This window comes from Klebsiella sp. BIGb0138, assembly GCF_004342285.1.
Taxonomy (GTDB): Bacteria; Pseudomonadota; Gammaproteobacteria; order Enterobacterales; family Enterobacteriaceae; genus Klebsiella.
Map to the genome: position 1 here is coordinate 59740 of NZ_SMCV01000015.1, position 23677 is coordinate 83416.

A 23677-nucleotide genomic window follows, 5' to 3' on the forward strand; every position below is an offset into this window, starting at 1 on the left:
ACGTTTATTATGCAATGTGTCATTATTTGCATAGATTAATGTGATGCAGATCGCTTTTATCTTGCGAATAGATGAATGAGCGTCTGGTAACAACTATTTCAGCTACGTAAAATTAGGTAAAAGGCTGGCCCAGGATGCAAAGGCTCTTTAGAATCAAGGCACTTGCTTTTTATTCTGCTCCGTTAAGGAATTCCCATGCTCAAATCAACTCTGGCGGCGGTGGTAGCCGTTTTCGCTATTTCAGCTTTCTCTCCGGCTATGGCAGCGAAGGGCGATCCGCACGTGCTGCTGACGACGTCTGCGGGCAATATTGAGCTGGAGTTAAATAGCCAGAAAGCACCGATTTCCGTGGATAACTTCCTCAAGTACGTTAACAGCGGCTTCTATAACAACACCACCTTCCATCGCGTGATCCCAGGCTTCATGGTGCAGGGCGGCGGCTTTAATGAACAGATGCAGCAAAAGCAGCCGAACCCGCCGATTAAAAACGAAGCTGATAACGGCCTGCGTAATACCCGCGGCACGATCGCCATGGCGCGGACCGCCGATCAGGACAGCGCCACCAGCCAGTTCTTTATCAACATTGCGGACAACGCCTTCCTTGACCACGGACAGCGTGATTTTGGCTACGCGGTCTTCGGCAAAGTGGTGAAGGGGATGGACGTGGCGGATAAAATTTCTCAGGTGCAGACGCACAACGTGGGGCCGTACCAGAATGTACCGTCCAAACCCGTCGTGATCCTGTCAGCGAAAGTTCTGCCGTAATCTCCTCTCTGCGCGCGGGCGACATCGCCCGCGCTGCTGGCCGCTCTGCGTAACCTGAAATTGCTGCTTATACTTGTGGCAAACGGGGGACGATAAGGGAGGCGACCATGCGTTCACTCACCGATAAGCAAAAATCCCAACTCTGGGAACAGACCCGCAATGTGAATTTTCAGGCCAGCCGTCGCCTGGAGGGCGTGGCGATCCCGCTGGTAACGCTGAGCGCCGAGCTGGCGTTGGCGCATCTTGCTGAGCTGAGGAGGCGCTATGAGCAATAAATACGGCGACGATCGCGACCCTTATCTTTATCCCGCTCTTAACGTGATGCGCAACCGCCTTGGCATTCGTCAGGCCCAGCGTCTGGAGGAGGCGGCGTGGGAATTCACCTCCCTGCGGGCGGCAACGCTGGCGCTGGGGCCGCGCGTGCGCGGGTTGCCCTATCTCTGTTTCATCCATCATCAGCTTTATCAGGATATTTTTGACTGGGCGGGGCGCTTCAGAGAAGTCGATATTTACCGGGGCGACACCCCTTTTTGCCATTTTGCGTGGATAGAAAAAGAGGGCAATGCGCTGATGCGCGCGCTTGAAGAGGAGAATTACCTCAGCGGGCTTACTCGCGATGGGTTCGTTGAGCGTCTGAGCTGGTACTACGGCGAAATCAATGTCCTGCATCCGTTCCGCCTGGGGAGCGGCCTGGCGCAGCGGATTTTCTTTGAACAGCTGGCCCTGCACGCCGGCTTTGTACTCGACTGGCGCGATATCGATCCCGACGCCTGGAGCCAGGCTAATCAGCTGGGGGCGATGGGCGATCCACAACCTCTCGAACGGATCTTTAGCAAAGTGGTAAGCGAAGCGTGCGAATCTGAGTAGAATAGCCCGGTTTTGTTTTTTCCGGAGCCACCATGATCCTGCTTATCGACAACTATGACTCTTTCACCTGGAATTTGTACCAGTACTTCTGCGAACTGGGTGCCGAGGTGCTGGTCAGGCGTAATGATGAGCTGACGCTCGAGGAGATAGCGGCGCTGGCGCCGGAGAAAATCGTGATCTCGCCAGGTCCGTGCACCCCGGATGAGTCAGGTATCTCCCTGGCGGTGATTGCACACTATGCCGGCCAGATTCCGCTGCTGGGGGTGTGCCTTGGTCACCAGGCCATCGCCCAGGTCTTTGGCGCCACGATCGTGCGGGCAGCCAAAGTGATGCACGGCAAGACCTCGCCCATTCACCACAACGGGCAAGGGGTATTCCAGGGGCTGAATAATCCGCTGACCGTTACCCGCTACCACTCGCTGTTGATTGACCCGGCGACGCTCCCGGATTGCTTTGAGGTCACGGCCCGCAGCGACAGCGGTGAGATTATGGCGATCCGCCACCGTGAGTGGGATCTCGAAGGGGTACAGTTCCACCCGGAGAGCATTCTTAGCGAGCAGGGGCATCAGCTGCTGGCAAACTTCCTCAACCGGTGATTTGTAGTTGCCATTGATTGATTTTTTATGCATATTTTGTGAGTAGATTATCACAATAATGACTGCATAACGAAGAAGGATGGCATGACATGGCAACTGAGCAACCGGTAATTACCCGCGCCACATTCGATGAAGTTATTCTGCCGATTTATGCACCTGCAGAATTCATCCCGGTAAAAGGTAAAGGTAGCCGCGTATGGGATCAGCAGGGCAAAGAGTACGTTGATTTCGCGGGCGGGATTGCGGTGACGGCATTAGGTCATTGTCATCCGGCTCTGGTCGCGGCGCTGCATGAGCAGGGCGAAACCCTGTGGCACACCAGCAACGTTTTTACCAACGAACCGGCGTTGCGCCTCGGGCGCAAGCTGGTCGATGCCACCTTTGCCGAACGCGTGGTGTTTATGAACTCCGGCACCGAAGCCAACGAAACCGCATTCAAGCTGGCGCGCCATTACACCATTACCCGCCACAGTCCGTATAAGACCAAAATCATCGCCTTCCATAACGCCTTCCACGGCCGGTCGCTGTTTACGGTCTCCGTGGGCGGGCAGCCCAAATATTCCGATGGCTTCGGCCCGAAACCGGCGGATATCGTCCACGTGCCGTTTAACGATCTGCATGCGGTGAAAGCGGTGATGGACGACCATACCTGTGCGGTAGTGGTTGAGCCAATTCAGGGGGAAGGCGGGGTGATGGCCGCGACGCCGGAGTTCCTTAAGGGGCTGCGCGAGCTGTGCGATGAGCACCAGGCGCTGCTGGTGTTTGATGAAGTGCAGTGCGGCATGGGGCGTACCGGTTCGCTGTTCGCGTATATGCATTACGGCGTGACGCCGGATATCCTCACCAGCGCCAAAGCGCTGGGCGGCGGTTTCCCGATTAGCGCCGTCCTGACGACAAACGACATCGCCAGCGCGTTCCATGCCGGCTCCCACGGTTCGACCTACGGCGGTAACCCGCTGGCCTGCGCCGTGGCCGGGGCGGCGTTCGATCTGATCAATACCCCTGAGGTGCTGGAAGGCGTCAACGCGAAGCACGCGCTGTTTGTGCAGCACCTGCAGCAGATTGACGCGCAGTTTGATCTGTTCAGCGACATCCGCGGGATGGGGCTGTTGATTGGCGCCGAGCTTAAGCCGCAGCATCAAGGCCGGGCCCGCGATTTCCTCTATGCGGCGGCGGATGCCGGGGTGATGGTATTAAACGCCGGGCCTGACGTGATGCGCTTTGTTCCTTCACTGGTGATTGACGAAAACGATATTGCCGAAGGGATGGCCCGTTTCGCTCAGGCGGTACAGCGGGTACTTAGCGCTTAACCGCGCGTAGCCAGATGCCATGATGCGGACGCTGACGCCATGCCACCGAGGAGATGGTGTGCATAGTGTTCAGATGATCGAGGATCCGCTGCAGATGCTGCTCCATGGTGCTTAACGGGCCATGGGGCACTTCCGCATTCTGCGACTCCATAATATTGACATCGCCCGCGCTGCCGGGACCGTCAGAGTCCAGCCGCTGTTGACAGCGCTGGAGCGCAATCTCACAGGATTCCAGATAACGCCGGGCCAGCTCCGGGGTCAGCATGTTGTGCTCGCGGGCGAGGGTGGTCATCGCGTTGATATGCTCGACAATAAACTGACTGTGGGTGACCCACAGTTTCATGTCGTCGAGGTATTGCGCGTTAAAACCCGGTTCCTGCATCGCCTGGTTCAACGAATTATACAGCGAGTTATGCGCCTGATTGACGCGCATGCGCTGATAGGCCAGTGCCGGTGCCTGGTGGTCGTCGCTCAGGATAAGCCTGATGGCATCCTGATCGGCCTCCAGCGCGTCATGGGCATTTTTACGCAACAGCCCGCTTTGCCACTGCGGCCACAGCCACACCATTCCGCCAAAGGCGATAAGACAGCCGATGAGGGTATCGATAAGTCTGGCGACAATAAACTGTTCACCGTTTAGCGTCAGCAGCTGCAGGGTATACACCGCGGTGACGGTAAAGCCCACCATCGCCCAGCCATAATGCTTACGAATAATCAGATAGCTCAGCAGCGTGACGATCAGCATCGCGGTCAGCGTATAGCCTTCCGGAACGTGAAAGTGCAGCGTCAGGCCGGCAATCGCCAGCCCGGCGAGGGTACCCGCCGCCCGATGAACAATACGCACCCGCGTCGCGCCGTAGCCGTTTTGGGTGACGAAAAGCACCGTCATCAGAATCCAGTAGGGTTTGGGCAGGTTCAGGGCGCTACCCATCAGGCTGGCGGCGGTGAGCATGACGCAGATGCGCGCGGCGTTGCGCAGCGCCGGCGATTTCAACGAGAGGTAGTTCCTCAGCGCCGGCAGTAACGGCAGACGGCGTTCTTTATCGGCCATCAGATTACGGGCATACAGCGGGCGCTGGGTTCTTAGCACCCGGGCAATACGGCTAAAGTGCCAGGCGCAGAACTGCCCGACCGGGTTATCGGGATGCTGCGAGGCGATTTTCTCCAGCGCGCCGATTTGCTTGTCCATATTAAAGCGCTGCGGATAACGATGATAAAGGATGTCATCCGCCAGTACCCGCAGGCGGGCGGCAACGGTTTGCGCATTCCAGCGAATCACCGCTTCCGCATGGCTGCGTTCCACCAGCTTTTGTACTTCTTCGGGCTGATGCAGGCTGACGGAGATATGTTCCTGAAGATCCAGCGCCACCTGAAACGCCCGCAGCAGGCGTTTGTGGTCATTGTGTTGATTTGCCGCCAGCATATGCATCTGCTGATAGCACTGGGTGATCAGGTCCACGACCTTCTGCTGGCGGATGAGCAGCGGCGGCAGCGAGGTGGCCGGATCGATATGCTGAGTCAACAGGCTGTATTTGGCTTCGCAGTAGTTGGCCAGCTCGCGATAGAGCAGGCTTAGCGATTCACGTAGCGGCTGTTCGCGCCAAAGCCAGAACCAAAACCAGTTAAACAGGCCGTACCACAACGTGCCGAGAGCATAGATCAGCAGCGGCTCCCAGACAGGCATATTCCCGGCAAGGCTCAGAGTGAAGATCGCGGCAATCAGCGAGGCGGGCAAGAGTCTGGCGTGCAGGGAGCTGATTTCTGCCGTGACGCCAAGGAGTAGCGCCAGGCCGCTGAGAATTAACGGTAACGGGATATCCTGCTGCAGCAGCAGCTGGACGACCAGACTACAGCCGGCAAACAGGGAGCCGCCGACGATCAGGCGTTTAAAAAAGCGCTTATGCGGCGTGTCCAGACCGGCGACGTTGCAACAGGCAGGCACCAGCGAGAACAGCAGACCCTGTTGTAAATGACCGAGCAGGAGTCCGATTGCGACAGGCAAGCACAGCACCAGCGTTTGCCGCAGTGCATAGTTGACTTCCGGGTGGTAAATCAGCCTGCGCCACATCGAGGGGAAACAAAAACGGCGTATTGTGGGTACAACACGCCGTTTTATCGACTTAACGGGTACCGTAAACGACGATGGTTTTACCGTGCGCAGAGATCAGATTCTGATCTTCCAGCATCTTCAGAATACGGCCAACGGTTTCACGGGAACAGCCCACGATCTGACCGATTTCCTGACGGGTAATTTTAATTTGCATCCCGTCCGGGTGGGTCATGGCGTCCGGTTGTTTCGCCAGGTTCAGCAGCGTCTGAGCGATACGGCCGGTAACGTCGAGGAAGGCGAGGTTACCCACTTTTTCTGAGGTTACCTGCAGACGACGAGCCATCTGCGATGACAGACGCATCAGAATATCCGGGTTTACCTGGATCAGCTGACGGAATTTTTTGTAGGAGATTTCGGCCACTTCACATGCGGTTTTCGCACGTACCCAGGCGCTACGCTCCTGGCCTTCTTCAAACAAGCCTAATTCACCGATGAAATCGCCCTGGTTGAGGTAAGAGAGGATCATCTCTTTACCCTCTTCATCCTTGATGAGCACAGCCACAGAGCCTTTGACGATGTAGTACAACGTTTCTGCTTTTTCACCCTGGTGGATCAGCGTGCTTTTAGATGGGTACTTATGAATATGGCAATGAGACAAGAACCATTCGAGGGTAGGGTCTGTTTGCGGTTTGCCAAGCACCATGCGCGGTTATCCTCTGTTATAAGCTATCTCCGGGTGCCGACACTACACGGCATCCGGGCATGCAATCGTATTGTTTCCCTATGCCTGGGAAACGGCTGGTGAGTTTTCTTCAGCCTGTAATGTGAACTCCTCTGCATACATGCAGTACATCAATGTAATACTGTAGCATCCCGACTGTTTTAGCATAGCTTTCGCCGCATGTCTCCTGGTGTCTCGCTTCAGCATGACGCAGGTCGCCTTCCGTTGCGAGAATTGTTATGTGCGCGTAATCTGTCAGGAAAATTGCAACCTTGGAGTTAAATTTTATGCAAGCTCGTGTGAAATGGGTTGAAGGGTTAACCTTCATCGGAGAGTCCGCGTCAGGCCACCAGGTTCTGATGGACGGTAACTCCGGGGATAAAGCGCCAAGCCCGATGGAGATGGTGCTGATGGCGGCGGGCGGATGCAGCGCGATCGATGTGGTGTCGATTTTGCAGAAAGGGCGTCACAATGTGAGCAACTGTGAAGTGAAGCTGACGTCTGAACGCCGGGAAGAGGCGCCGCGCCTGTTTACCCATATCAACATGCATTTTATCGTCACCGGAAATGAGCTGAAAGAGGCGGCCGTCGCTCGTGCGGTGGACCTGTCGGCGGAGAAATACTGCTCGGTGGCGCTGATGCTGCAAAAAGCGGTGAATATCACCCACACCTATGAAGTGGTGGAAGGCTAAGCAGCCTTTCCCGGAGAGCGGCGCAAACGCCTTATCCGGGAGCCGTGAGTGAAGGACGAAAACCCCGCTTAGCGCCAGGCGCCCGGGGTTTTTTAACGTGGTTAACTGATTTTCTTCCCTTCCATCAGCCGTTCGACCAGCGGCGCCATGATGAGCTCCATTGCCAGCCCCATCTTTCCGCCCGGCACCACCAGCGTATTGATATGCGAGATAAACGACCCCTGCAGCATCGCTAACAGCCACGGGAAATCGATATCCTGCAGATTGCGGAAATGAATCACCACAAAGCTTTCATCCAGCGACGGGATGCCTTTCGCCGCAAACGGGTTGGAAGTATCGACGGTGGGGACGCGCTGGAAGTTGATATGGGTACGCGAGAACTGCGGGGTGATGAAGTTGATATAGTCTTCCATCGAACGCACCACGGAGTCCATCACCGCTTCACGGGAATGGCCGCGTTCGCTGGTATCGCGGATCAGCTTCTGAATCCACTCCAGATTGACGATCGGCACTACGCCGACCAGCAGGTCGACATGCTGTGCCACGTTGTGCTGCGGCGTTACCACGCCACCGTGCAGGCCCTCATAAAACAGGATATCGGTAGGTTCCGGTAGCGGCTGCCATGGCGTAAACGTACCTGGCACCTGATTCCACGGCACCGCTTCATCATAGGTATGCAGATATTTCCGCGACTGGCCGGTGCCGTTGCGCCCGTATTCGAGAAAGGTATTTTCGAGCAGGCTGAAGTCGTTCGCTTCCGGACCGAAATAGCTGATGTGCTTTCCCTGATCGCGCGCTTTGCGGATCGCCATGTCCATTTCCGGGCGGGTATAGCGATGAAAGCTATCGCCTTCTACTTCGGCGGCGCGCAGGTTCAGCTGCGCGAAGATTTTACGAAAGGCGAGGCTGGTGGTCGTGGTTCCCGCGCCGCTGGAGCCTGTGACGGCAATCACCGGATGTTTGGCAGACATAACAACTCCCAGATTAAACGATGGTGTGGCGCCGCCTTAGCCGTGAAACTGCTTGCGGGGCATGATGTTGACCGTCTCGTGCAGTTCTGACCACACCAGCACGGCTTCTCCGCTTCTCAATTGTTGTTTGACGTCGGCGACTTTATCCGCCAGCGAGCGTTCATGTTCACCATAATCGGTGCCTTCGCGCAACACAAAGCTTTCGATCAGGTTATCCAGCGTTTCGGGATCCAGATCGTGCCAGGGAATAATCATTTTTGTGCTCCTAACCAACGGGTTAACCAGTCCGGAATCCGTTTTTCCAGCCACATTTCCGGCTTGCGTAGCGTGCCGCCGACAAACCCGACGTGGCCGCCTTGCTCCGTCAGCTGATATTCCACATTAGCCGGCAGCCGTTCCTGCGGCGGGATGGAGTGGTGATCCATAAAAGGATCGTCCTTGGCGTGAATGATCAGCGTCGGCCTGGTGATATCGCTTAAGCGCGGCATCGCACTGCACTGGCGGTAGTAGTCCAGCGCATCCGCAAAACCGTGAATTTTGGCGGTAATCATATCGTCAAACTCACGGATACGGCGCATGCCTTTAAGCTGACGTAAATCAACCGGCAGTGAGCCAGGATAAGCCTTTAGCTTACGCGCGGCGTTGGCCTTTAGCAGGTTAAGCAGGTAGCGCTGATAGACCCGGGAGAAGCCCTTATCCATATGGTAGCTGCAGGCTTCCAGCATGAAGGGGGCCGATACGATCACCGCCGCATCGAGCGGAACGTTATCCCCTTCTTTGGCCAGCAGGCAGCCCAGCATATTCCCCCCCAGCGAATAACCGACCGCGGCGGTAGGGACGACGCCGAACTCGCGGCGCAGCCAGTGCAGGAACCAGGTGCCATCCTCGGTTTCGCCTGAATGATAGATGCGGTTGTTACGGTTAGGTTCGCCGCTACAGCCGCGAAAATGCATGACCACGCCGAGCCAGCCGCGCTGCATCGCCGCATGAATAAGGCCGTGGGCATACGGGCTATGCAAGCTGCCTTCCAGACCATGAAACACGACCAGCCGCGGTTTGTGCTGCGCCTGAACGGGGTTTTCGCTCCACGCCAGATCGACAAAATCACCGTCCGGCAGCTCGAGACGCTGCCAGTGCGGCGTGAAGCCTAGCTTACGGCGGATCAGGCGTGGCAGCATGGTTTGCAGATGACGATTGCCCACGCCGCGCATCGGGTGAAACTCGCGCGAATCATCGGCGGGGGGAGTCATTTCTGTAGGGGTGATTTCAACCATAGCACCAGAGCAATTAAGAAACTTGAGAACATTATACCGCGCATGAAGTGCGCAGGTTAGACGATATGTGGTCTTGTCGCCAGCGCTATAGGTTACACGAAATTGAGCCGGGTGATGACTGGCGTGCGCGCTGTCAGTAATTAACGCCGCCGGGAGTCTACAGGTTGCGGGTCGCTCTGCCGGGAGAGATCAAACCTGTACTGTCGAAAGCGATCTCCTGCAGTTTGCAAAAAATGCCACCGCGTTTTCATCAGGTGACCACGTTGATTAGCCGCCAGTTGCCACGCCTGTATTGCGTTTATCAGGGCGATAACGCCCTGCAGGCTATGGCGGAGAACCGCGCCGGAGAAACAGCCATCTGACGAAAGATGGCTGCGCGATGGGCTTAAAACATGCTGTTACCGCTGGCCGTTTTTTCCGGAACGGTCTGGATAACGTCCCAGTGCTCAACGATCTTGTTTTGCGCATCGAGGCGGAAAATATCGATTATCGCGCGGGTCACTCCTGGCTCGCGACCGGTGGAGGCAACGTGCAGAACCACATAGTCGCCGTCGACAATCACCCGCTTAATTTCGCTATGGGAGTTCGGGAACTTATCTTTCAGAAAGGCGATAAACTGGCGAAAGCCTTCGGGTCCGTTCTGCGCACCGGGGTTGTGCTGGATATACTCCTTGCCGAGGTAGGTTTTAGCGGCATCAAAGTCTTTATCGTTCAGCGCCTTATTATAAAAAGCGATGACATTTTCTTTATTCTTTAATTCACTCCCGGTGTAGGCGGCAAAGGCGGTATGGCTCAGGGCGCAAAGGAGTGAGAGGGAGATAAGCGTTTTTTTAACCATGGCAATTCCTCTTCGCAGATGAGTGGCGGTCGTTGGCAGGGGCCAATAACGGCGCGCTGCCATAAACCGCGCCGTTGCGTTTAAACTCTTGTCTTAGCATAGGCCGCCTCAGCCTTCCATCAGCATCTGTTCCAGCTGCTCCTGGGCATCCAGCCAGGCCATTTCGCACTCTTCCAGCCCGGATTTCGCGCTGGCCTGCTGCTGCAGACAGGCGGTCAGCTCCGCTTTGCGGGAGGCGTCATACAGGCCGCTGTCGCCTAACTTCTCTTCTGCCTCGGCGAGCCGGGCGTTAAGCTTATCCATCTCTTTTTCGAGGCGGGCAATCTCTTTGCGTAGCGGCTGGGTGAGGGTCCGCAGTTCGGCTTCCCGGCGCTTCTGGTCTTTACGGGCCTGAGCGCTGTTGCCGTTATCTTTTACGGCTTCTGACGACGGGCTTTCCTGCTTTTGCGAATCGCTGAGCCACTGCTGATAGTCCTCGAGGTCGCCATCGAACTGTTCGACTTTACCGTCGTGTACGAGGTAGAGATCGTCGGTGGTGGAACGTATCAGATGGCGATCGTGCGAGACCACCACCAGCGCGCCTTCGAAATCAATCAGCGCTTCGGTTAAAGCCTGGCGCATATCGAGGTCGAGGTGGTTGGTCGGTTCATCCAGCAGCAGGAGGTTAGGGCGCTGCCAGACGATTAACGCCAGCACCAGACGCGCTTTTTCACCGCCGGAGAAGCGCTGCGTCTCTTCGTTGACCTTGTCACTCTGGAAGCCAAAACCGCCGAGGTAGTCGCGTAGCTTCTGCTCCAGCTCCTGCGGCGCCAGCCGCGCCAGATGCTGCAATGGCGATTCGTCCGCCCGCAGGAACTCCAGCTGATGCTGGGCAAAGTAGCCAAGCTTGATGCCTTTCGCCAGGCCAATCTCACCGTGCAGCGGCTGGAGTTCACCGGCCAGCAGCTTGATCAGCGTTGATTTACCGGCACCGTTGCGGCCTAACAACCCGATCCGCGAACCGGGGACCAGATTCAGCTTGATGGAATCCAGAATGATACGCTCACCATAACCGGCGCTGACCTTTTCCATTTTCAGCAGCGGGTTGGGCAGGCTCTCCGGAGCGCGGAAGCTAAAGTGGAACGGGTTATCAACGTGCGCCGGGGCGATAAGCTCCATGCGCTCCAGCATCTTAATACGGCTTTGCGCCTGCTTGGCCTTGGTGGCTTTGGCGCGAAAACGGTCAATGTAGCTTTGCAGATGGGCGACGCGCAGCTGCTGGCTTTCATACATTGACTGCTGCTGTGACAGGCGGGTGGCGCGCTGCACTTCAAACGAGCTGTAGTTGCCGGTGTATTCGAACATCGTTTGCTGTTCGATATGAATAATTTTATCAACGATCGGATCGAGGAAGTCGCGATCGTGCGAGATCAGAATCAACGTGCCGGTATAGCCTTTAAGCCATTTTTCCAGCCAGATGACCGCGTCGAGATCGAGGTGGTTGGTTGGTTCATCAAGCAGCAGCAGATCGGAGCGGCAAATCAGCGCCTGCGCAAGGTTCAGGCGCATACGCCAGCCGCCGGAAAAGTCGCTGACCGGGCGTTCGAGCTGTTCATTGCTGAAGCCGAGTCCGTACAGCAGGCTGGCCGCGCGCGCGCGGATGGTCCAGGCATCGATGGCATCCAGCTTACCGTGCACCGTCGCGATGGCATGGCCATCATTACGCTCATTGGCCTGATGTAAATCGGCCTCGAACTGGCGGTATTCGCGATCGCCGTCGATGACATACTCAATGGCCGGCTGCGCCAGGGCCGGGGTTTCCTGATTCACCCACGCCAGTTGCCAGGTGCCCGGAAAGGTCATACTGCCGCCGTCGGCGCTAATCTCGTTTTTCAAAAGCGATAGCAGCGTGGATTTACCGCAGCCGTTTTTACCCACCAGACCGACCTTCTGTCCAGGGTTGATGGTGGCGGTGGCGTTGTCCAGAAGGACCCGTACGCCGCGACGAATTTGTAACGAGGAGAAAACAATCATAAGGCGCCGTATGTTCTGACTATGTTAGTTTGTCATTATGATAATGTAATGTGGCAGCAAGTTGCTCCACCGGGCCGCAATGGTAGCCCAAAACGAAGACGATACACAAAGTCATTCTGGTTGCGTCGGGACGCAGCCGTTATACAGGCCACCAGAAGACATTCGGGAGGGGAATGATGTCTCAGACAGCGAAGGTTTTGCTGCTGTATGCCCACCCAGAATCTCAGGATTCCGTGGCCAACCGGGTTTTACTTGAACCGGCATTACAGTTGCCAAACGTCACCGTGCACGACCTTTATGCGCACTACCCAGATTTTTTTATCGATATTGCCCATGAGCAGGATCTCCTGCGTCAGCATGAGGTGATCGTTTTTCAGCATCCGCTCTATACGTGGAGCTGTCCGGCGCTGCTGAAAGAGTGGCTGGACAGAGTCCTGACCCGCGGCTTTGCCAGCGGCGCCGGAGGGAATCAGCTCGCGGGAAAGTACTGGCGCAGCGTGATTACTACCGGGGAGCCGGAGAGCGCCTACCGACGTGACGCCAACCGTTATCCAATGAACGATATTCTGCGTCCTTTTGAACTGACCGCCGGCATGTGCCGGATGCACTGGATGAGCCCGATTATTGTCTACTGGGCCCGTCGGCAATCGCCTGACGACCTGAAAAGCCATGCGCGTGCTTATCGTGACTGGCTGGCTAACCCCATCGCGGCAGGAGGGAATAATGGCGGGAGCTGATCTGCTGTTAGCTGGAGTGCTATTTCTGTTTTCTGCCGTGGTTGCGGTGCCGCTGGCCGCCAGGCTCGGCATCGGCGCGGTGTTAGGCTATCTGCTGGCCGGTATTGCGATTGGCCCGTGGGGGCTGGGATTTATCAGCGATGTCGATGAGATTTTGCATTTCTCCGAACTGGGCGTCGTGTTTCTGATGTTTATCATCGGGCTTGAGCTCAACCCGGCGAAACTCTGGCGCCTGAGAAGTTCTATCTTTGGCGTCGGGGCGGCGCAGGTGGTATTAAGCGCGGGGATCCTCGGCGGCCTGCTGATCCTCACCGGTTTTACCTGGCAAGCGGCGGTGGTTGGCGGTATTGGCCTGGCGATGTCGTCAACGGCGATGGCGCTGCAGCTGATGCGCGAGAAAGGAATGAGCCGTAGCGAATCCGGGCAACTGGGGTTTTCGGTGCTGCTGTTTCAGGATCTTGCCGTAATTCCTGCCCTGGCTCTGGTACCGCTGTTAGCCGGTTCCGGCGACGACCATTTTGATTGGGTTAAGATTGGGATGAAGGTGCTGGCCTTCGCAGGCATGCTGGTTGGCGGCCGTTACCTGCTCCGACCGGTGTTCCGTTTTATCGCCGCTTCCGGCGTTCGCGAGGTATTTACCGCCGCGACGCTGCTGCTGGTGCTGGGTTCGGCTCTGTTTATGGATGCGCTCGGCCTGTCGATGGCGCTGGGCACCTTTATCGCCGGCGTCCTGTTGGCTGAGAGTGAATATCGCCACGAGCTGGAGATCGCCATTGAGCCGTTTAAAGGGCTGTTGCTCGGGTTATTCTTTATCTCCGTCGGGATGGCGTTGAATCTGGGCGTGCTGTACACCCATTTACTTTGGGTGGCGGCTAGCGTCGCCGCGCTGGTGGCGGTAAAAAGCCTGGTGCTGTATGTCCTGGCGCGGGTATATGGTCTGCGGAGCTCGGAACGGATGCAGTTTGCCGGAGTGTTGAGCCAGGGGGGCGAATTCGCCTTTGTGCTATTCTCGATGCCCGCCTCGCTGCGGCTCTTTGAAAACGATCAGATGGCGTTGTTGCTGGTGACGGTTACGCTGTCGATGATGACCACGCCGTTGCTGATGACACTCATCGATAACGTCCTCTCCCGGCGCTTTAACCCGTCGGAGGAGGAAGATGAGGTCCCGTGGGTCGAAGACGATAAACCGCAGGTCATTATTGTCGGGTTTGGCCGCTTCGGGCAGGTAATCGGCCGTTTGTTGATGGCCAATAAAATGCGTATTACCGTGCTGGAGCGCGATATCAGTGCGGTTAACCTGATGCGCAAGTATGGCTATAAAGTCTATTTTGGCGACGCGACGCAGCTGGAGCTGCTGCGCTCGGCGGGAGCGGAAGATGCGCAGTCGATCGTTATCACCTGTAACGAGCCGGAAGATACCATGAAGCTGGTGGAGATGTGCCAGCAGCATTTCCCGCATCTGAATATCCTGGCGCGCGCGCGTGGTCGCGTTGAGGCCCATGAGCTGCTGCAGGCCGGCGTCGTGCAATTCTCACGTGAAACGTTTTCCAGTGCGTTAGAGCTGGGGCGTAAGGCGTTGATTAGCGTAGGTATGCATCCACACCAGGCGCAGCGTGCGCAGCTGCACTTTCGTCGGCTGGATATGCGAATGCTTCGTGAGTTAATGCCGGTCAATACTGATACTCTGCAGGTATCACGCGTCCGGGAAGCTCGCCGGGAGCTGGAAGAGATTTTCCAGCGCGAGATGCAGAAAGAGAGCAGGCAGCTTGACGGCTGGGATGAGTTTGAATAAAGGGTCAAATGATTATGGCAGTGCGTAAACGTTTTATTGCCGGCGCAAAGTGTCCGGCGTGCCAGGCGCAGGATTCACTGGCGATGTGGCGTGAGAATAATGTCGATATTGTTGAGTGTGTTAAGTGTGGCCACCAGATGCGCGAGGCGGATAAAGAGGCGCGCGAGCACGTACGCAAAGATGAGCAGGTGATTGGCATTTTTCATCCGGACTAGCGTTATCGGCCGCCTTTTTTTAAGCTAGAGGGTACACGGCTGCAGAATTCCGCTACAATCTGCGCCACTATTCTTCCCATGCTCAGGAGATATCATGAAAGTAGCAAAAGACCTGGTGGTCAGCCTGGCCTATCAGGTACGTACAGAAGACGGTGTGTTGGTTGATGAGTCTCCGGTAAGCGCGCCGCTGGACTACCTGCATGGTCACGGCTCCCTGATTTCCGGCCTGGAAAACGCGCTGGATGGTCATGAAGTGGGCGACAAATTTGACGTCGAAGTCGGCGCTAACGATGCGTACGGCCAGTACGACGAAAACCTGGTTCAGCGTGTTCCTAAAGACGTCTTCATGGGCGTTGATGAACTGCAGGTCGGTATGCGTTTCCTGGCGGAAACCGACCAGGGTCCGGTTCCGGTTGAAATCACCGAAGTTGATGACGACCACGTGGTGGTTGACGGTAACCACATGCTGGCTGGCCAGAACCTGAAGTTCAACGTTGAAGTGGTCGCAATTCGCGAAGCGACGGCGGAAGAGCTGGAGCACGGCCACGTCCACGGTGCCCACGGCCACGATCATGACCACGATCATGATGGTTGCTGCGGCGGTCACGGCCATGATCACGACCACGGTCACGAACATGGTAAAGGCGGTTGTGGTAACGGCGGCTGCGGCTGCCACTAATACCCGTCGTCTTTCAAGCCGCAGGCGCGTAGGCTTTGCTTTCAGCCGCCGGTGACATAGTTCGCTATGCTTGCGGGGATTGTTAAGCTGCCGCCTGCCTGTGACTCGAAATTTTTAGGGTATGCAATCCGGTAGAGGTAGCGCTGCCGGATATAAAAAAGCGGGGAAACCCGCTTTTTTTACGCCTCAATCTCAATAATGCGGAGGGGGTGTTTCTTCAGCCTGTGATGCGATGTGCGATGATTGGGTGGCTTTCAATTTTTCAACCATCAGTCGCATATGTTCCCGCATCTTCGCCATTTCGATCTCATGGGCGGTGACGGTCTTGTTGAGGTCTTCAATGGTGATTTCCTGAAACGCCAGCCGGCTTTCCAGCTCCGCCAGGCGACTCTCCAGTGTACTGTTGTGCATGAGTAACCTCTTCTGTCTTATCTCGCGGGCGGATTCTACTGAACTTTCACCATCCGTGCAGTAAGGTAACGTAAGACAGGAAACTAATTTATACAAAAATAGTCTGAAAAGTGGCGATATTCAGGAAGGTCCGTATGTAGATTTGTCCTGCAACGTTCTATAGTACGTTTTTTGCTTTTTAAGATAACCTGGGGTGAGATGCCCCGGCCCTGGAGAAATGGATGAAATCACTGTTTAAAGTAACGCTGCTGGCGACCACGATGGCTGTCGCCCTGAATGCACCGCTGACCTTTGCGGCTGATACTGCTGCGAAGACGGCCCCTGCAACGGATAGCAAAGCGGCATTTAAAAATGACGATCAAAAATCCGCTTATGCGCTAGGTGCATCCCTGGGACGTTACATGGAAAACTCCCTGACTGAACAAGAAAAACTGGGCATCAAGCTGGATAAAGATCAGCTGATCGCGGGCGTACAGGACGCTTTTGCTAATAAGAGCAAGCTGTCCGACCAGGAGATCGAACAGACTCTGCAAACCTTCGAGACTCGCGTAAAAACCGCTGCCCAGCAGAAAATGGAAAAAGACGCTTCTGAGAACGATGCTAAAGGCAAAGCCTATCGCGACACCTTCGCGAAACAGAAGGGCGTGAAAACGTCTAAATCCGGCCTGCTGTACAAAGTTGAGAAAGAAGGTACCGGTGATGCGCCGAAAGACAGCGATACGGTGGTCGTGAACTACAAAGGTACGCTGATTGACGGTAAAGAGTTCGACAACTCCTACACCCGTGGCGAGCCGCTCTCCTTCCGTCTGGATGGCGTGATCCCAGGCTGGACCGAAGGCCTGAAAAATATCAAGAAAGGCGGGAAAATCCAGCTGGTGATTCCGCCGGATCTGGCTTACGGCAAAACCGGCGTACCGGGTATTCCGGCTAACTCCACGCTGGTCTTCGACGTAGAACTGCTGGATATCAAACCGGCACCGAAAGCCGATGCCAAGCCGGAAGCCGCCGCTGAAGCACAAGGCGCAGACGCTAAGAAGTAATCTGGTTTAAGCCGCCGCCCTTACAGGCGGCGGCTTTTTTATTTGGGGCAGATATAATTAAAACTGGAAAGTGCCTCAAGCGCTGTATTACTTTAGATAGCTTAATCTTAATAATGATGATGAGCCTGCCCTGACAAGCTACACTTCATCCTTCAAGCTGCCCCTACGTTGGCTGCATCCGCTTATTCCGGCAACCCACTGGAATCAGCCCTGGGAATGGATAAGAGATAACCTTGTCTCTTACCGCAACCAGCCGCCGGCTGGTCAAATTCGTTATTGACGAATTTGTCTCAGACTTGCCGCCTCAACGCACCTTGAACGGTTTGGTGTAAAAAATGACAGGCTCCTGAAAAGGAGTGCTTTTTTTCATGTCCAGGTCGCTTTTAACCAACGAAACCAGTGAGCTTGACCTGCTGGATCAACGTCCTTTCGACCAGACCGACTTCGATATCCTAAAATCCTATGAAGCGGTGGTGGACGGGTTAGCGATGCTCATTGGTTCCCATTGTGAGATCGTGTTGCATTCTTTACAGGATCTGAAATGCTCCGCTATCCGCATCGCCAACGGTGAACATACCGGTCGTCAAATCGGCTCGCCTATCACCGATCTCGCACTGCGTATGCTGCATGATATGACGGGCGCCGATAGCAGCGTGTCCAAATGCTACTTTACGCGCGCCAAAAGCGGCGTCCTGATGAAGTCTGTGACGATCGCGATTCGCAACCGCGAACATCGGGTGATCGGCCTGCTGTGCATCAACATGAATCTTGATGTCCCGTTCTCCCAGATAATGAGCACCTTTATTCCGCCGGAAACGCCGGAGGTGAACTCTCAGGTCAACTTTGCCTCGTCTGTCGACGACCTGGTCGCACAAACGCTGGAATTCACGATTGAAGAAGTGAATGCCGATCGCAACGTGTCCAATAATGCTAAAAATCGTCAGATTGTGCTGAACCTCTACGAGAAAGGGATCTTTGATATCAAAGACGCCATCAACCAGGTCGCCGATCGGCTGAATATCTCTAAACACACGGTGTACCTCTATATCCGCCAGTTCAAGAGCGGCGATTTCCAGGGGCTCGATAAGTAATGCGTTTTGCCATCACGGTGACGGGGCCGGCCTACGGTACGCAGCAGGCCAGCAGCGCCTGGCAGTTTGCCCAGGCGGTTGTCCAGGAGGGGCACGAGTTAAGCTGCGTGTTCTTCTATCGCGAAGGCGTCTACAACGCCAACCAGCTGACGGCGCCAGCCAGCGATGAGTTCGACCTGGTACGCGCCTGGCAGCGGCTGCATGACGAGCATGCGGTTGCGTTGCACATCTGCGTGGCGGCAGCGTTGCGCCGCGGGGTGACCGATGAGCGGGAAGCCAGGCAACTGGGCTTAGCGGGTCATAACCTGCAACCTGGATTCACGCTGAGCGGCCTGGGCGCGCTGGCTGAAGCCTCGTTAACCTGCGATCGGATGGTGCAGTTCTGATGAAACGCGTAGCCTTTGTTTTTACTTCCGCCCCTCACGGGAGCGCCGCGGGTAGGGAAGGTCTGGATGCGCTGCTGGCAACCTCAGCCCTGACCGATGAGCTCGGCGTTTTCTTTGTCGGCGATGGGGTATTCCAGATTCTGGCGGGGCAGCAACCATCGACGGTGCTTGCGCGCGACTATATCGCCACCTTTAAGCTTCTGCCGCTGTATGATATTGAACAGTGCTGGATGTGCGCCGCTTCGGCCCGTGAACGCGGCCTGAGCCCTTCCGCCGCACTGGTGGTTGATGCCGCGTGGCTGGAACCCGAAGCGCTGCGCGCCCGACTCGATGATTTCAATGTGATCTTGCGTTTCTGAGGCCTGAATGCTCCACACTCTCAGCACTTCCCCGTGGCATACCGATCTGCGCGCAATGCTGCGCCTGGTCAAGGATGGTGACGATCTTCTGCTGCTTTCCGATGGCGTCATCGCGGCTATCGCCGGTGGACAGTTCCTTGAAATCCTGCAGTCTGCCCCCATAACCATTCATGCTCTGCAGGACGATATCAATGCCCGCGGGCTGGCTGGTCAAATTGCGGACAGTGTCGTCAGGGTTGGCTATACTGATTTCGTCAGACTATCGGTCAAACATCCAGGTCAGTTGTCCTGGTAATGGCGGGATCGTTGTATATTTCTTGACACCTTTTCGGCACCGCCCTAAAATTCTGCGTCCTCATATTACATGAGGCGATTTATTACGTGTTTACGAAGCAAAAGCTAAAACCAGGAGCTATTTAATGGCAACAATTAACCAGCTGGTACGCAAACCACGCGCACGCAAAGTTGCAAAGAGCAACGTGCCTGCACTGGAAGCCTGCCCGCAGAAACGTGGCGTATGTACTCGCGTATATACTACCACTCCTAAAAAACCGAACTCCGCACTGCGTAAAGTTTGCCGTGTTCGTCTGACTAACGGTTTCGAAGTCACCTCCTACATCGGTGGTGAAGGTCACAACCTGCAGGAACACTCCGTGATCCTGATCCGTGGCGGTCGTGTAAAAGACCTTCCGGGTGTTCGTTACCACACCGTTCGTGGTGCGCTTGACTGCTCCGGCGTTAAAGACCGTAAGCAAGCTCGCTCCAAGTATGGCGTGAAGCGTCCTAAGGCTTAATGGTTCTCCGTTAAGTAAGGCCAAACGTTTTAAATTAATGTCAAACTAAACTCTTTGAGTTTTGGACAATCCTGAATTAACAACGGAGTATTTCCATGCCACGTCGTCGCGTCATTGGTCAGCGTAAAATCCTTCCAGATCCTAAGTTCGGATCAGAACTGCTGGCAAAATTCGTCAATATCCTGATGGTAGATGGTAAAAAATCTACTGCAGAAGCAATCGTATACAGCGCGCTGGAGACCCTGGCTCAGCGCTCTGGTAAAAATGAACTGGAAGCTTTCGAAGTCGCTCTGGACAACGTTCGTCCGACCGTCGAAGTTAAGTCCCGCCGCGTAGGTGGTTCTACTTACCAGGTTCCAGTTGAAGTCCGTCCGGTTCGTCGTAATGCCCTGGCAATGCGTTGGATCGTAGAAGCTGCTCGTAAACGTGGTGATAAATCCATGGCTCTGCGTCTGGCGAACGAACTTTCTGATGCTGCAGACAACAAAGGTACTGCAGTTAAGAAACGTGAAGACGTTCACCGCATGGCAGAAGCCAACAAGGCGTTCGCACACTACCGTTGGTAATCCCTTCGGAGTCATAGTCACCAGGCGGGCGCTTCAGGTAAGTCGCCCGTGCTGGATAACTTAACTGAACGCCTAAAGAAACAAACGAGGAATCAAATGGCTCGTACAACACCCATCGCACGCTACCGTAACATCGGTATCAGTGCGCACATCGACGCCGGTAAAACCACTACTACCGAACGTATTCTGTTCTACACCGGTGTAAACCACAAAATCGGTGAAGTTCATGACGGCGCAGCAACCATGGACTGGATGGAGCAGGAGCAGGAGCGTGGTATTACCATCACCTCCGCAGCGACTACTGCATTCTGGTCTGGTATGGCTAAGCAGTATGAACCGCATCGCGTTAACATCATCGACACCCCGGGGCACGTTGACTTCACTATCGAAGTAGAACGTTCCATGCGTGTTCTTGATGGTGCAGTAATGGTTTACTGCGCAGTTGGTGGTGTTCAGCCGCAGTCTGAAACCGTATGGCGTCAGGCAAACAAATATAAAGTTCCGCGCATTGCGTTCGTTAACAAAATGGACCGCATGGGTGCGAACTTCCTGAAAGTTGTTGGTCAGATCAAAACCCGTCTGGGCGCGAACCCGGTTCCGCTGCAGCTGGCAATTGGTGCTGAAGAAGGTTTCACCGGTGTTGTTGACCTGGTGAAAATGAAAGCCATCAACTGGAACGAAGAAGACGCAGGCGTCACCTTCACTTATGAAGATATCCCGGCAGACATGCAGGAACTGGCTGAAGAATGGCACCAGAACCTGATCGAGTCCGCTGCAGAAGCTTCTGAAGAGCTGATGGAGAAATACCTGGGTGGTGAAGAACTGACTGAAGAAGAGATCAAGAAAGCTCTGCGTCAGCGCGTTCTGAACAATGAAATCATCCTGGTAACCTGTGGTTCTGCGTTCAAGAACAAAGGTGTGCAGGCGATGCTGGATGCGGTAATTGATTACCTGCCATCCCCGGTTGATGTTCCTGCGATCAACGGTATTCTGGACGACGGTAAAGACACGCCGGCCGAACGTCACGCTAGCGATGAAGAGCCGTTTGCTGCTCTGGCATTTAAAATTGCTACCGACCCGTTCGTGGGTAACCTGACCTTCTTCCGTGTGTACTCCGGTGTGGTTAACTCTGGTGATACCATCCTGAACTCCGTGAAATCTGCACGTGAGCGTTTCGGTCGTATCGTTCAGATGCACGCTAACAAACGTGAAGAGATCAAAGAAGTTCGCGCGGGCGACATCGCTGCAGCTATCGGTCTGAAAGACGTCACTACTGGTGATACCCTGTGTAACCCAGATGCGCCGATCATTCTGGAGCGTATGGAATTCCCTGAGCCGGTAATCTCCATCGCCGTTGAACCGAAAACCAAAGCTGACCAGGAAAAAATGGGTCTGGCTCTGGGCCGTCTGGCTAAAGAAGACCCGTCTTTCCGCGTATGGACTGACGAAGAATCTAACCAGACTATTATCGCCGGTATGGGTGAGCTGCACCTCGACATCATCGTTGACCGTATGAAGCGTGAATTCAACGTTGAAGCGAACGTCGGTAAACCTCAGGTTGCTTACCGCGAAGCGATTCGCGCGAAAGTTACCGATATCGAAGGTAAACACGCCAAGCAGTCTGGTGGTCGCGGTCAGTATGGTCACGTTGTGATCGACATGTACCCACTGGAGCCGGGCTCAAATCCGAAAGGTTACGAGTTCATCAACGACATCAAAGGTGGTGTAATTCCTGGCGAATACATCCCGGCCGTTGATAAAGGTATCCAGGAACAGCTGAAAGCTGGTCCGCTGGCGGGTTACCCGGTAGTTGACCTCGGTGTGCGTCTGCACTTCGGTTCTTACCACGACGTTGACTCCTCTGAACTGGCGTTTAAACTGGCCGCTTCTATTGCCTTCAAAGATGGCTTTAAGAAAGCGAAACCAGTTCTGCTTGAGCCGATCATGAAGGTTGAAGTAGAAACTCCGGAAGAGAACACTGGTGACGTCATCGGTGACCTTAGCCGTCGTCGTGGTATGCTGCGTGGTCAAGAATCCAACGTGACTGGCGTTGTGATTCACGCTGAAGTTCCGCTGTCTGAAATGTTCGGATATGCAACTCAGCTGCGTTCTCTGACCAAAGGTCGTGCTTCTTACTCCATGGAGTTCCTGAAGTATGATGACGCGCCGAACAACGTTGCTCAGGCCGTAATTGAAGCCCGTGGTAAATAAGCCGTAGGGTTAAAACCAAAATCCCGTGCTCTCTCCTGATGGGGAGAGCGCTATAGTAAGGAATATAGCCGTGTCTAAAGAAAAATTTGAACGTACAAAACCGCACGTCAACGTCGGTACTATCGGCCACGTTGACCATGGTAAAACTACTCTGACCGCTGCAATCACTACCGTTCTGGCTAAAACCTACGGTGGTTCTGCTCGCGCATTCGACCAGATCGATAACGCGCCGGAAGAAAAAGCTCGTGGTATCACCATCAACACTTCCCACGTTGAATATGACACCCCGACTCGCCACTACGCACACGTAGACTGCCCGGGCCACGCCGACTATGTTAAAAACATGATCACCGGTGCTGCTCAGATGGATGGCGCGATCCTGGTTGTTGCTGCGACTGACGGCCCGATGCCGCAGACCCGTGAGCACATCCTGCTGGGTCGTCAGGTAGGCGTTCCGTACATCATCGTGTTCCTGAACAAATGCGACATGGTTGATGACGAAGAGCTGCTGGAACTGGTTGAGATGGAAGTTCGTGAACTGCTGTCTCAGTACGATTTCCCGGGCGACGACACTCCGATCATCCGTGGTTCCGCTCTGAAAGCGCTGGAAGGCGACGCAGAGTGGGAAGCGAAAATCGTTGAACTGGCTGGCTTCCTGGATTCCTACATCCCGGAACCAGAGCGTGCGATTGACAAGCCGTTCCTGCTGCCGATCGAAGACGTATTCTCCATCTCCGGTCGTGGTACCGTTGTTACCGGTCGTGTAGAGCGCGGTATCATCAAAGTGGGTGAAGAAGTTGAAATCGTTGGTATCAAAGAGACTGCTAAGTCTACCTGTACCGGCGTTGAAATGTTCCGCAAACTGCTGGACGAAGGCCGTGCGGGTGAGAACGTTGGTGTTCTGCTGCGTGGTATCAAACGTGAAGAAATCGAACGTGGTCAGGTACTGGCTAAGCCGGGTTCCATCAAGCCGCACACCAAATTCGAATCTGAAGTTTATATCCTGTCCAAAGACGAAGGCGGCCGTCATACTCCGTTCTTCAAAGGCTACCGTCCGCAGTTCTACTTCCGTACAACTGACGTGACTGGCACCATCGAACTGCCGGAAGGCGTAGAGATGGTCATGCCGGGCGACAACATCAAAATGGTTGTTACCCTGATTCACCCGATCGCGATGGACGATGGTCTGCGTTTCGCAATCCGTGAAGGCGGCCGTACCGTTGGCGCGGGCGTTGTTGCTAAAGTTCTGAGCTAATCCGTTAGTTCTGAATTAAAAAGGGCGCTCAGGCGCCCTTTTTG

General features: G+C 55.1%; 28 protein-coding genes. 20 read left to right on the forward strand and 8 right to left on the reverse strand.

The window, feature by feature from the left end; genetic code table 11:
- Positions 1-195 precede the first annotated feature (195 nt).
- The 5 genes from ppiA to EDF73_RS24720 all read left to right on the forward strand — a co-directional run bounded on the left by ppiA (position 196) and on the right by EDF73_RS24720 (position 3538).
- Positions 196-765, forward strand: coding sequence for a peptidylprolyl isomerase A (gene ppiA / locus EDF73_RS24700; RefSeq protein WP_004868429.1), 570 nt, complete (start codon positions 196-198; stop codon positions 763-765).
- 107 nt (positions 766-872) lie between these two features.
- Positions 873-1040, forward strand: coding sequence for a YhfG family protein (locus tag EDF73_RS24705; protein WP_132731637.1), 168 nt, complete (start codon positions 873-875; stop codon positions 1038-1040).
- On the forward strand, positions 1030-1632 hold the full coding sequence (locus tag EDF73_RS24710) for a putative adenosine monophosphate-protein transferase Fic (protein WP_132731638.1): 603 nt from the start codon (positions 1030-1032) through the stop codon (positions 1630-1632). Before EDF73_RS24705 ends, EDF73_RS24710 begins: the two co-directional genes overlap by 11 nt.
- A 32-nt stretch (positions 1633-1664) precedes the next feature.
- Positions 1665-2228: an aminodeoxychorismate synthase component 2 gene (gene pabA, locus EDF73_RS24715; protein ID WP_132731639.1), complete on the forward strand. Its 564-nt coding sequence runs from the start codon at positions 1665-1667 to the stop codon at positions 2226-2228.
- Between the two features lie 89 nt (positions 2229-2317).
- The gene (locus tag EDF73_RS24720) at positions 2318-3538 is read left to right on the forward strand and encodes an aspartate aminotransferase family protein (RefSeq protein ID WP_132731640.1); all 1221 of its coding nucleotides are present in this window, start codon (positions 2318-2320) and stop codon (positions 3536-3538) included.
- Here EDF73_RS24720 and EDF73_RS24725 read toward each other — a convergent pair.
- Together EDF73_RS24725 and crp are read right to left on the reverse strand one after the other, a co-directional pair.
- Entirely contained in the window at positions 3528-5606 is a 2079-nt protein-coding gene (locus EDF73_RS24725) for a YccS/YhfK family putative transporter (protein ID WP_132731641.1), read from the reverse strand. The genes EDF73_RS24720 and EDF73_RS24725 overlap by 11 nt on opposite strands.
- A gap of 52 nt (positions 5607-5658) precedes the next feature.
- Positions 5659-6291 (reverse strand): cAMP-activated global transcriptional regulator CRP, encoded by a 633-nt coding sequence (gene crp, locus EDF73_RS24730; protein WP_000242758.1) that lies wholly within the window; start codon positions 6289-6291, stop codon positions 5659-5661.
- Positions 6292-6596: 305 nt separating this feature from the next.
- On the opposite strand from crp, the gene EDF73_RS24735 reads away from it, so the two are divergent.
- A complete protein-coding gene (locus tag EDF73_RS24735) occupies positions 6597-7001 on the forward strand; it encodes an OsmC family protein (RefSeq protein WP_132731642.1) in 405 nt (134 codons plus the stop codon).
- A 101-nt stretch (positions 7002-7102) separates the two neighbouring features.
- Here EDF73_RS24735 and EDF73_RS24740 read toward each other — a convergent pair whose 3' ends face one another.
- Genes EDF73_RS24740 through EDF73_RS24750 form a run of 3 tightly spaced genes read right to left on the reverse strand, consistent with a single transcriptional unit; the run spans position 7103 to position 9246 of the window.
- Positions 7103-7972, reverse strand: coding sequence for a phosphoribulokinase (locus tag EDF73_RS24740; protein WP_132731643.1), 870 nt, complete (start codon positions 7970-7972; stop codon positions 7103-7105).
- A gap of 36 nt (positions 7973-8008) precedes the next feature.
- A complete protein-coding gene (locus tag EDF73_RS24745) occupies positions 8009-8227 on the reverse strand; it encodes a YheU family protein (RefSeq protein ID WP_132731644.1) in 219 nt (72 codons plus the stop codon).
- Positions 8224-9246, reverse strand: a complete 1023-nt coding sequence (locus tag EDF73_RS24750; RefSeq protein ID WP_132731645.1) for a hydrolase — start codon at positions 9244-9246, stop codon at positions 8224-8226. The genes EDF73_RS24745 and EDF73_RS24750 overlap by 4 nt, the downstream gene beginning before the upstream one ends.
- Positions 9247-9410: 164 nt before the next feature.
- Here EDF73_RS24750 and EDF73_RS24755 point away from each other — a divergent pair, with 164 nt between their 5' ends.
- A complete protein-coding gene (locus EDF73_RS24755; RefSeq protein WP_132731646.1) occupies positions 9411-9608 on the forward strand; it encodes a hypothetical protein in 198 nt (65 codons plus the stop codon).
- 23 nt (positions 9609-9631) lie between these two features.
- Here the strand turns inward: EDF73_RS24755 and EDF73_RS24760 are convergent, their stop codons facing one another.
- Both EDF73_RS24760 and EDF73_RS24765 read right to left on the reverse strand, forming a co-directional pair.
- Positions 9632-10084: an ester cyclase gene (locus tag EDF73_RS24760; protein ID WP_132731647.1), complete on the reverse strand. Its 453-nt coding sequence runs from the start codon at positions 10082-10084 to the stop codon at positions 9632-9634.
- A gap of 108 nt (positions 10085-10192) precedes the next feature.
- A complete protein-coding gene (locus EDF73_RS24765; RefSeq protein WP_132731648.1) occupies positions 10193-12097 on the reverse strand; it encodes an ABC transporter ATP-binding protein in 1905 nt (634 codons plus the stop codon).
- A 173-nt stretch (positions 12098-12270) separates the two neighbouring features.
- On the opposite strand from EDF73_RS24765, the gene kefG reads away from it, so the two are divergent.
- The 4 genes from kefG (at position 12271) to slyD (ending at position 15520) form a co-directional block, all read left to right on the forward strand.
- The gene (kefG, locus tag EDF73_RS24770) at positions 12271-12834 is read left to right on the forward strand and encodes a glutathione-regulated potassium-efflux system ancillary protein KefG (protein WP_132731649.1); all 564 of its coding nucleotides are present in this window, start codon (positions 12271-12273) and stop codon (positions 12832-12834) included.
- A complete protein-coding gene (kefB, locus tag EDF73_RS24775) occupies positions 12821-14626 on the forward strand; it encodes a glutathione-regulated potassium-efflux system protein KefB (RefSeq protein WP_132731650.1) in 1806 nt (601 codons plus the stop codon). The genes kefG and kefB overlap by 14 nt, the downstream gene beginning before the upstream one ends.
- 14 nt (positions 14627-14640) lie before the next feature.
- Complete coding sequence (locus tag EDF73_RS24780) at positions 14641-14841, forward strand: YheV family putative zinc ribbon protein (RefSeq protein ID WP_013364433.1); 201 nt, start codon at positions 14641-14643, stop codon at positions 14839-14841.
- A gap of 94 nt (positions 14842-14935) precedes the next feature.
- Entirely contained in the window at positions 14936-15520 is a 585-nt protein-coding gene (slyD, locus tag EDF73_RS24785; protein WP_132731651.1) for a peptidylprolyl isomerase, read from the forward strand.
- Positions 15521-15712: 192 nt separating this feature from the next.
- On the opposite strand, the gene EDF73_RS24790 is transcribed toward slyD, so the two are convergent.
- Entirely contained in the window at positions 15713-15931 is a 219-nt protein-coding gene (locus tag EDF73_RS24790; protein WP_132731652.1) for a protein SlyX, read from the reverse strand.
- Between the two features lie 221 nt (positions 15932-16152).
- Here EDF73_RS24790 and fkpA point away from each other — a divergent pair, with 221 nt between their 5' ends.
- The 9 genes from fkpA (at position 16153) to tuf (ending at position 23633) form a co-directional block, all read left to right on the forward strand.
- Entirely contained in the window at positions 16153-16971 is an 819-nt protein-coding gene (gene fkpA, locus EDF73_RS24795) for an FKBP-type peptidyl-prolyl cis-trans isomerase (protein ID WP_132731653.1), read from the forward strand.
- 368 nt (positions 16972-17339) lie between these two features.
- Positions 17340-18062 carry a transcriptional regulator gene (locus EDF73_RS24805; protein ID WP_004868391.1) on the forward strand — a complete coding sequence of 241 codons (723 nt, stop codon included), beginning with the start codon at positions 17340-17342 and terminating at the stop codon, positions 18060-18062.
- Positions 18062-18448: a sulfurtransferase complex subunit TusD gene (gene tusD / locus EDF73_RS24810; protein WP_132731654.1), complete on the forward strand. Its 387-nt coding sequence runs from the start codon at positions 18062-18064 to the stop codon at positions 18446-18448. The genes EDF73_RS24805 and tusD overlap by 1 nt, the downstream gene beginning before the upstream one ends.
- Positions 18448-18807: a sulfurtransferase complex subunit TusC gene (gene tusC / locus EDF73_RS24815; protein WP_132731655.1), complete on the forward strand. Its 360-nt coding sequence runs from the start codon at positions 18448-18450 to the stop codon at positions 18805-18807. Before tusD ends, tusC begins: the two co-directional genes overlap by 1 nt.
- A gap of 7 nt (positions 18808-18814) precedes the next feature.
- On the forward strand, positions 18815-19102 hold the full coding sequence (gene tusB, locus EDF73_RS24820) for a sulfurtransferase complex subunit TusB (RefSeq protein ID WP_132731656.1): 288 nt from the start codon (positions 18815-18817) through the stop codon (positions 19100-19102).
- A gap of 124 nt (positions 19103-19226) precedes the next feature.
- Complete coding sequence (gene rpsL, locus EDF73_RS24825; RefSeq protein ID WP_002920115.1) at positions 19227-19601, forward strand: 30S ribosomal protein S12; 375 nt, start codon at positions 19227-19229, stop codon at positions 19599-19601.
- A gap of 95 nt (positions 19602-19696) precedes the next feature.
- A complete protein-coding gene (rpsG, locus tag EDF73_RS24830; protein ID WP_004106370.1) occupies positions 19697-20167 on the forward strand; it encodes a 30S ribosomal protein S7 in 471 nt (156 codons plus the stop codon).
- Positions 20168-20263: 96 nt separating this feature from the next.
- Positions 20264-22378 carry an elongation factor G gene (gene fusA / locus EDF73_RS24835; protein WP_132731657.1) on the forward strand — a complete coding sequence of 705 codons (2115 nt, stop codon included), beginning with the start codon at positions 20264-20266 and terminating at the stop codon, positions 22376-22378.
- 70 nt (positions 22379-22448) lie between these two features.
- Positions 22449-23633: an elongation factor Tu gene (tuf, locus tag EDF73_RS24840; protein WP_132731658.1), complete on the forward strand. Its 1185-nt coding sequence runs from the start codon at positions 22449-22451 to the stop codon at positions 23631-23633.
- Positions 23634-23677 lie beyond the last annotated feature (44 nt).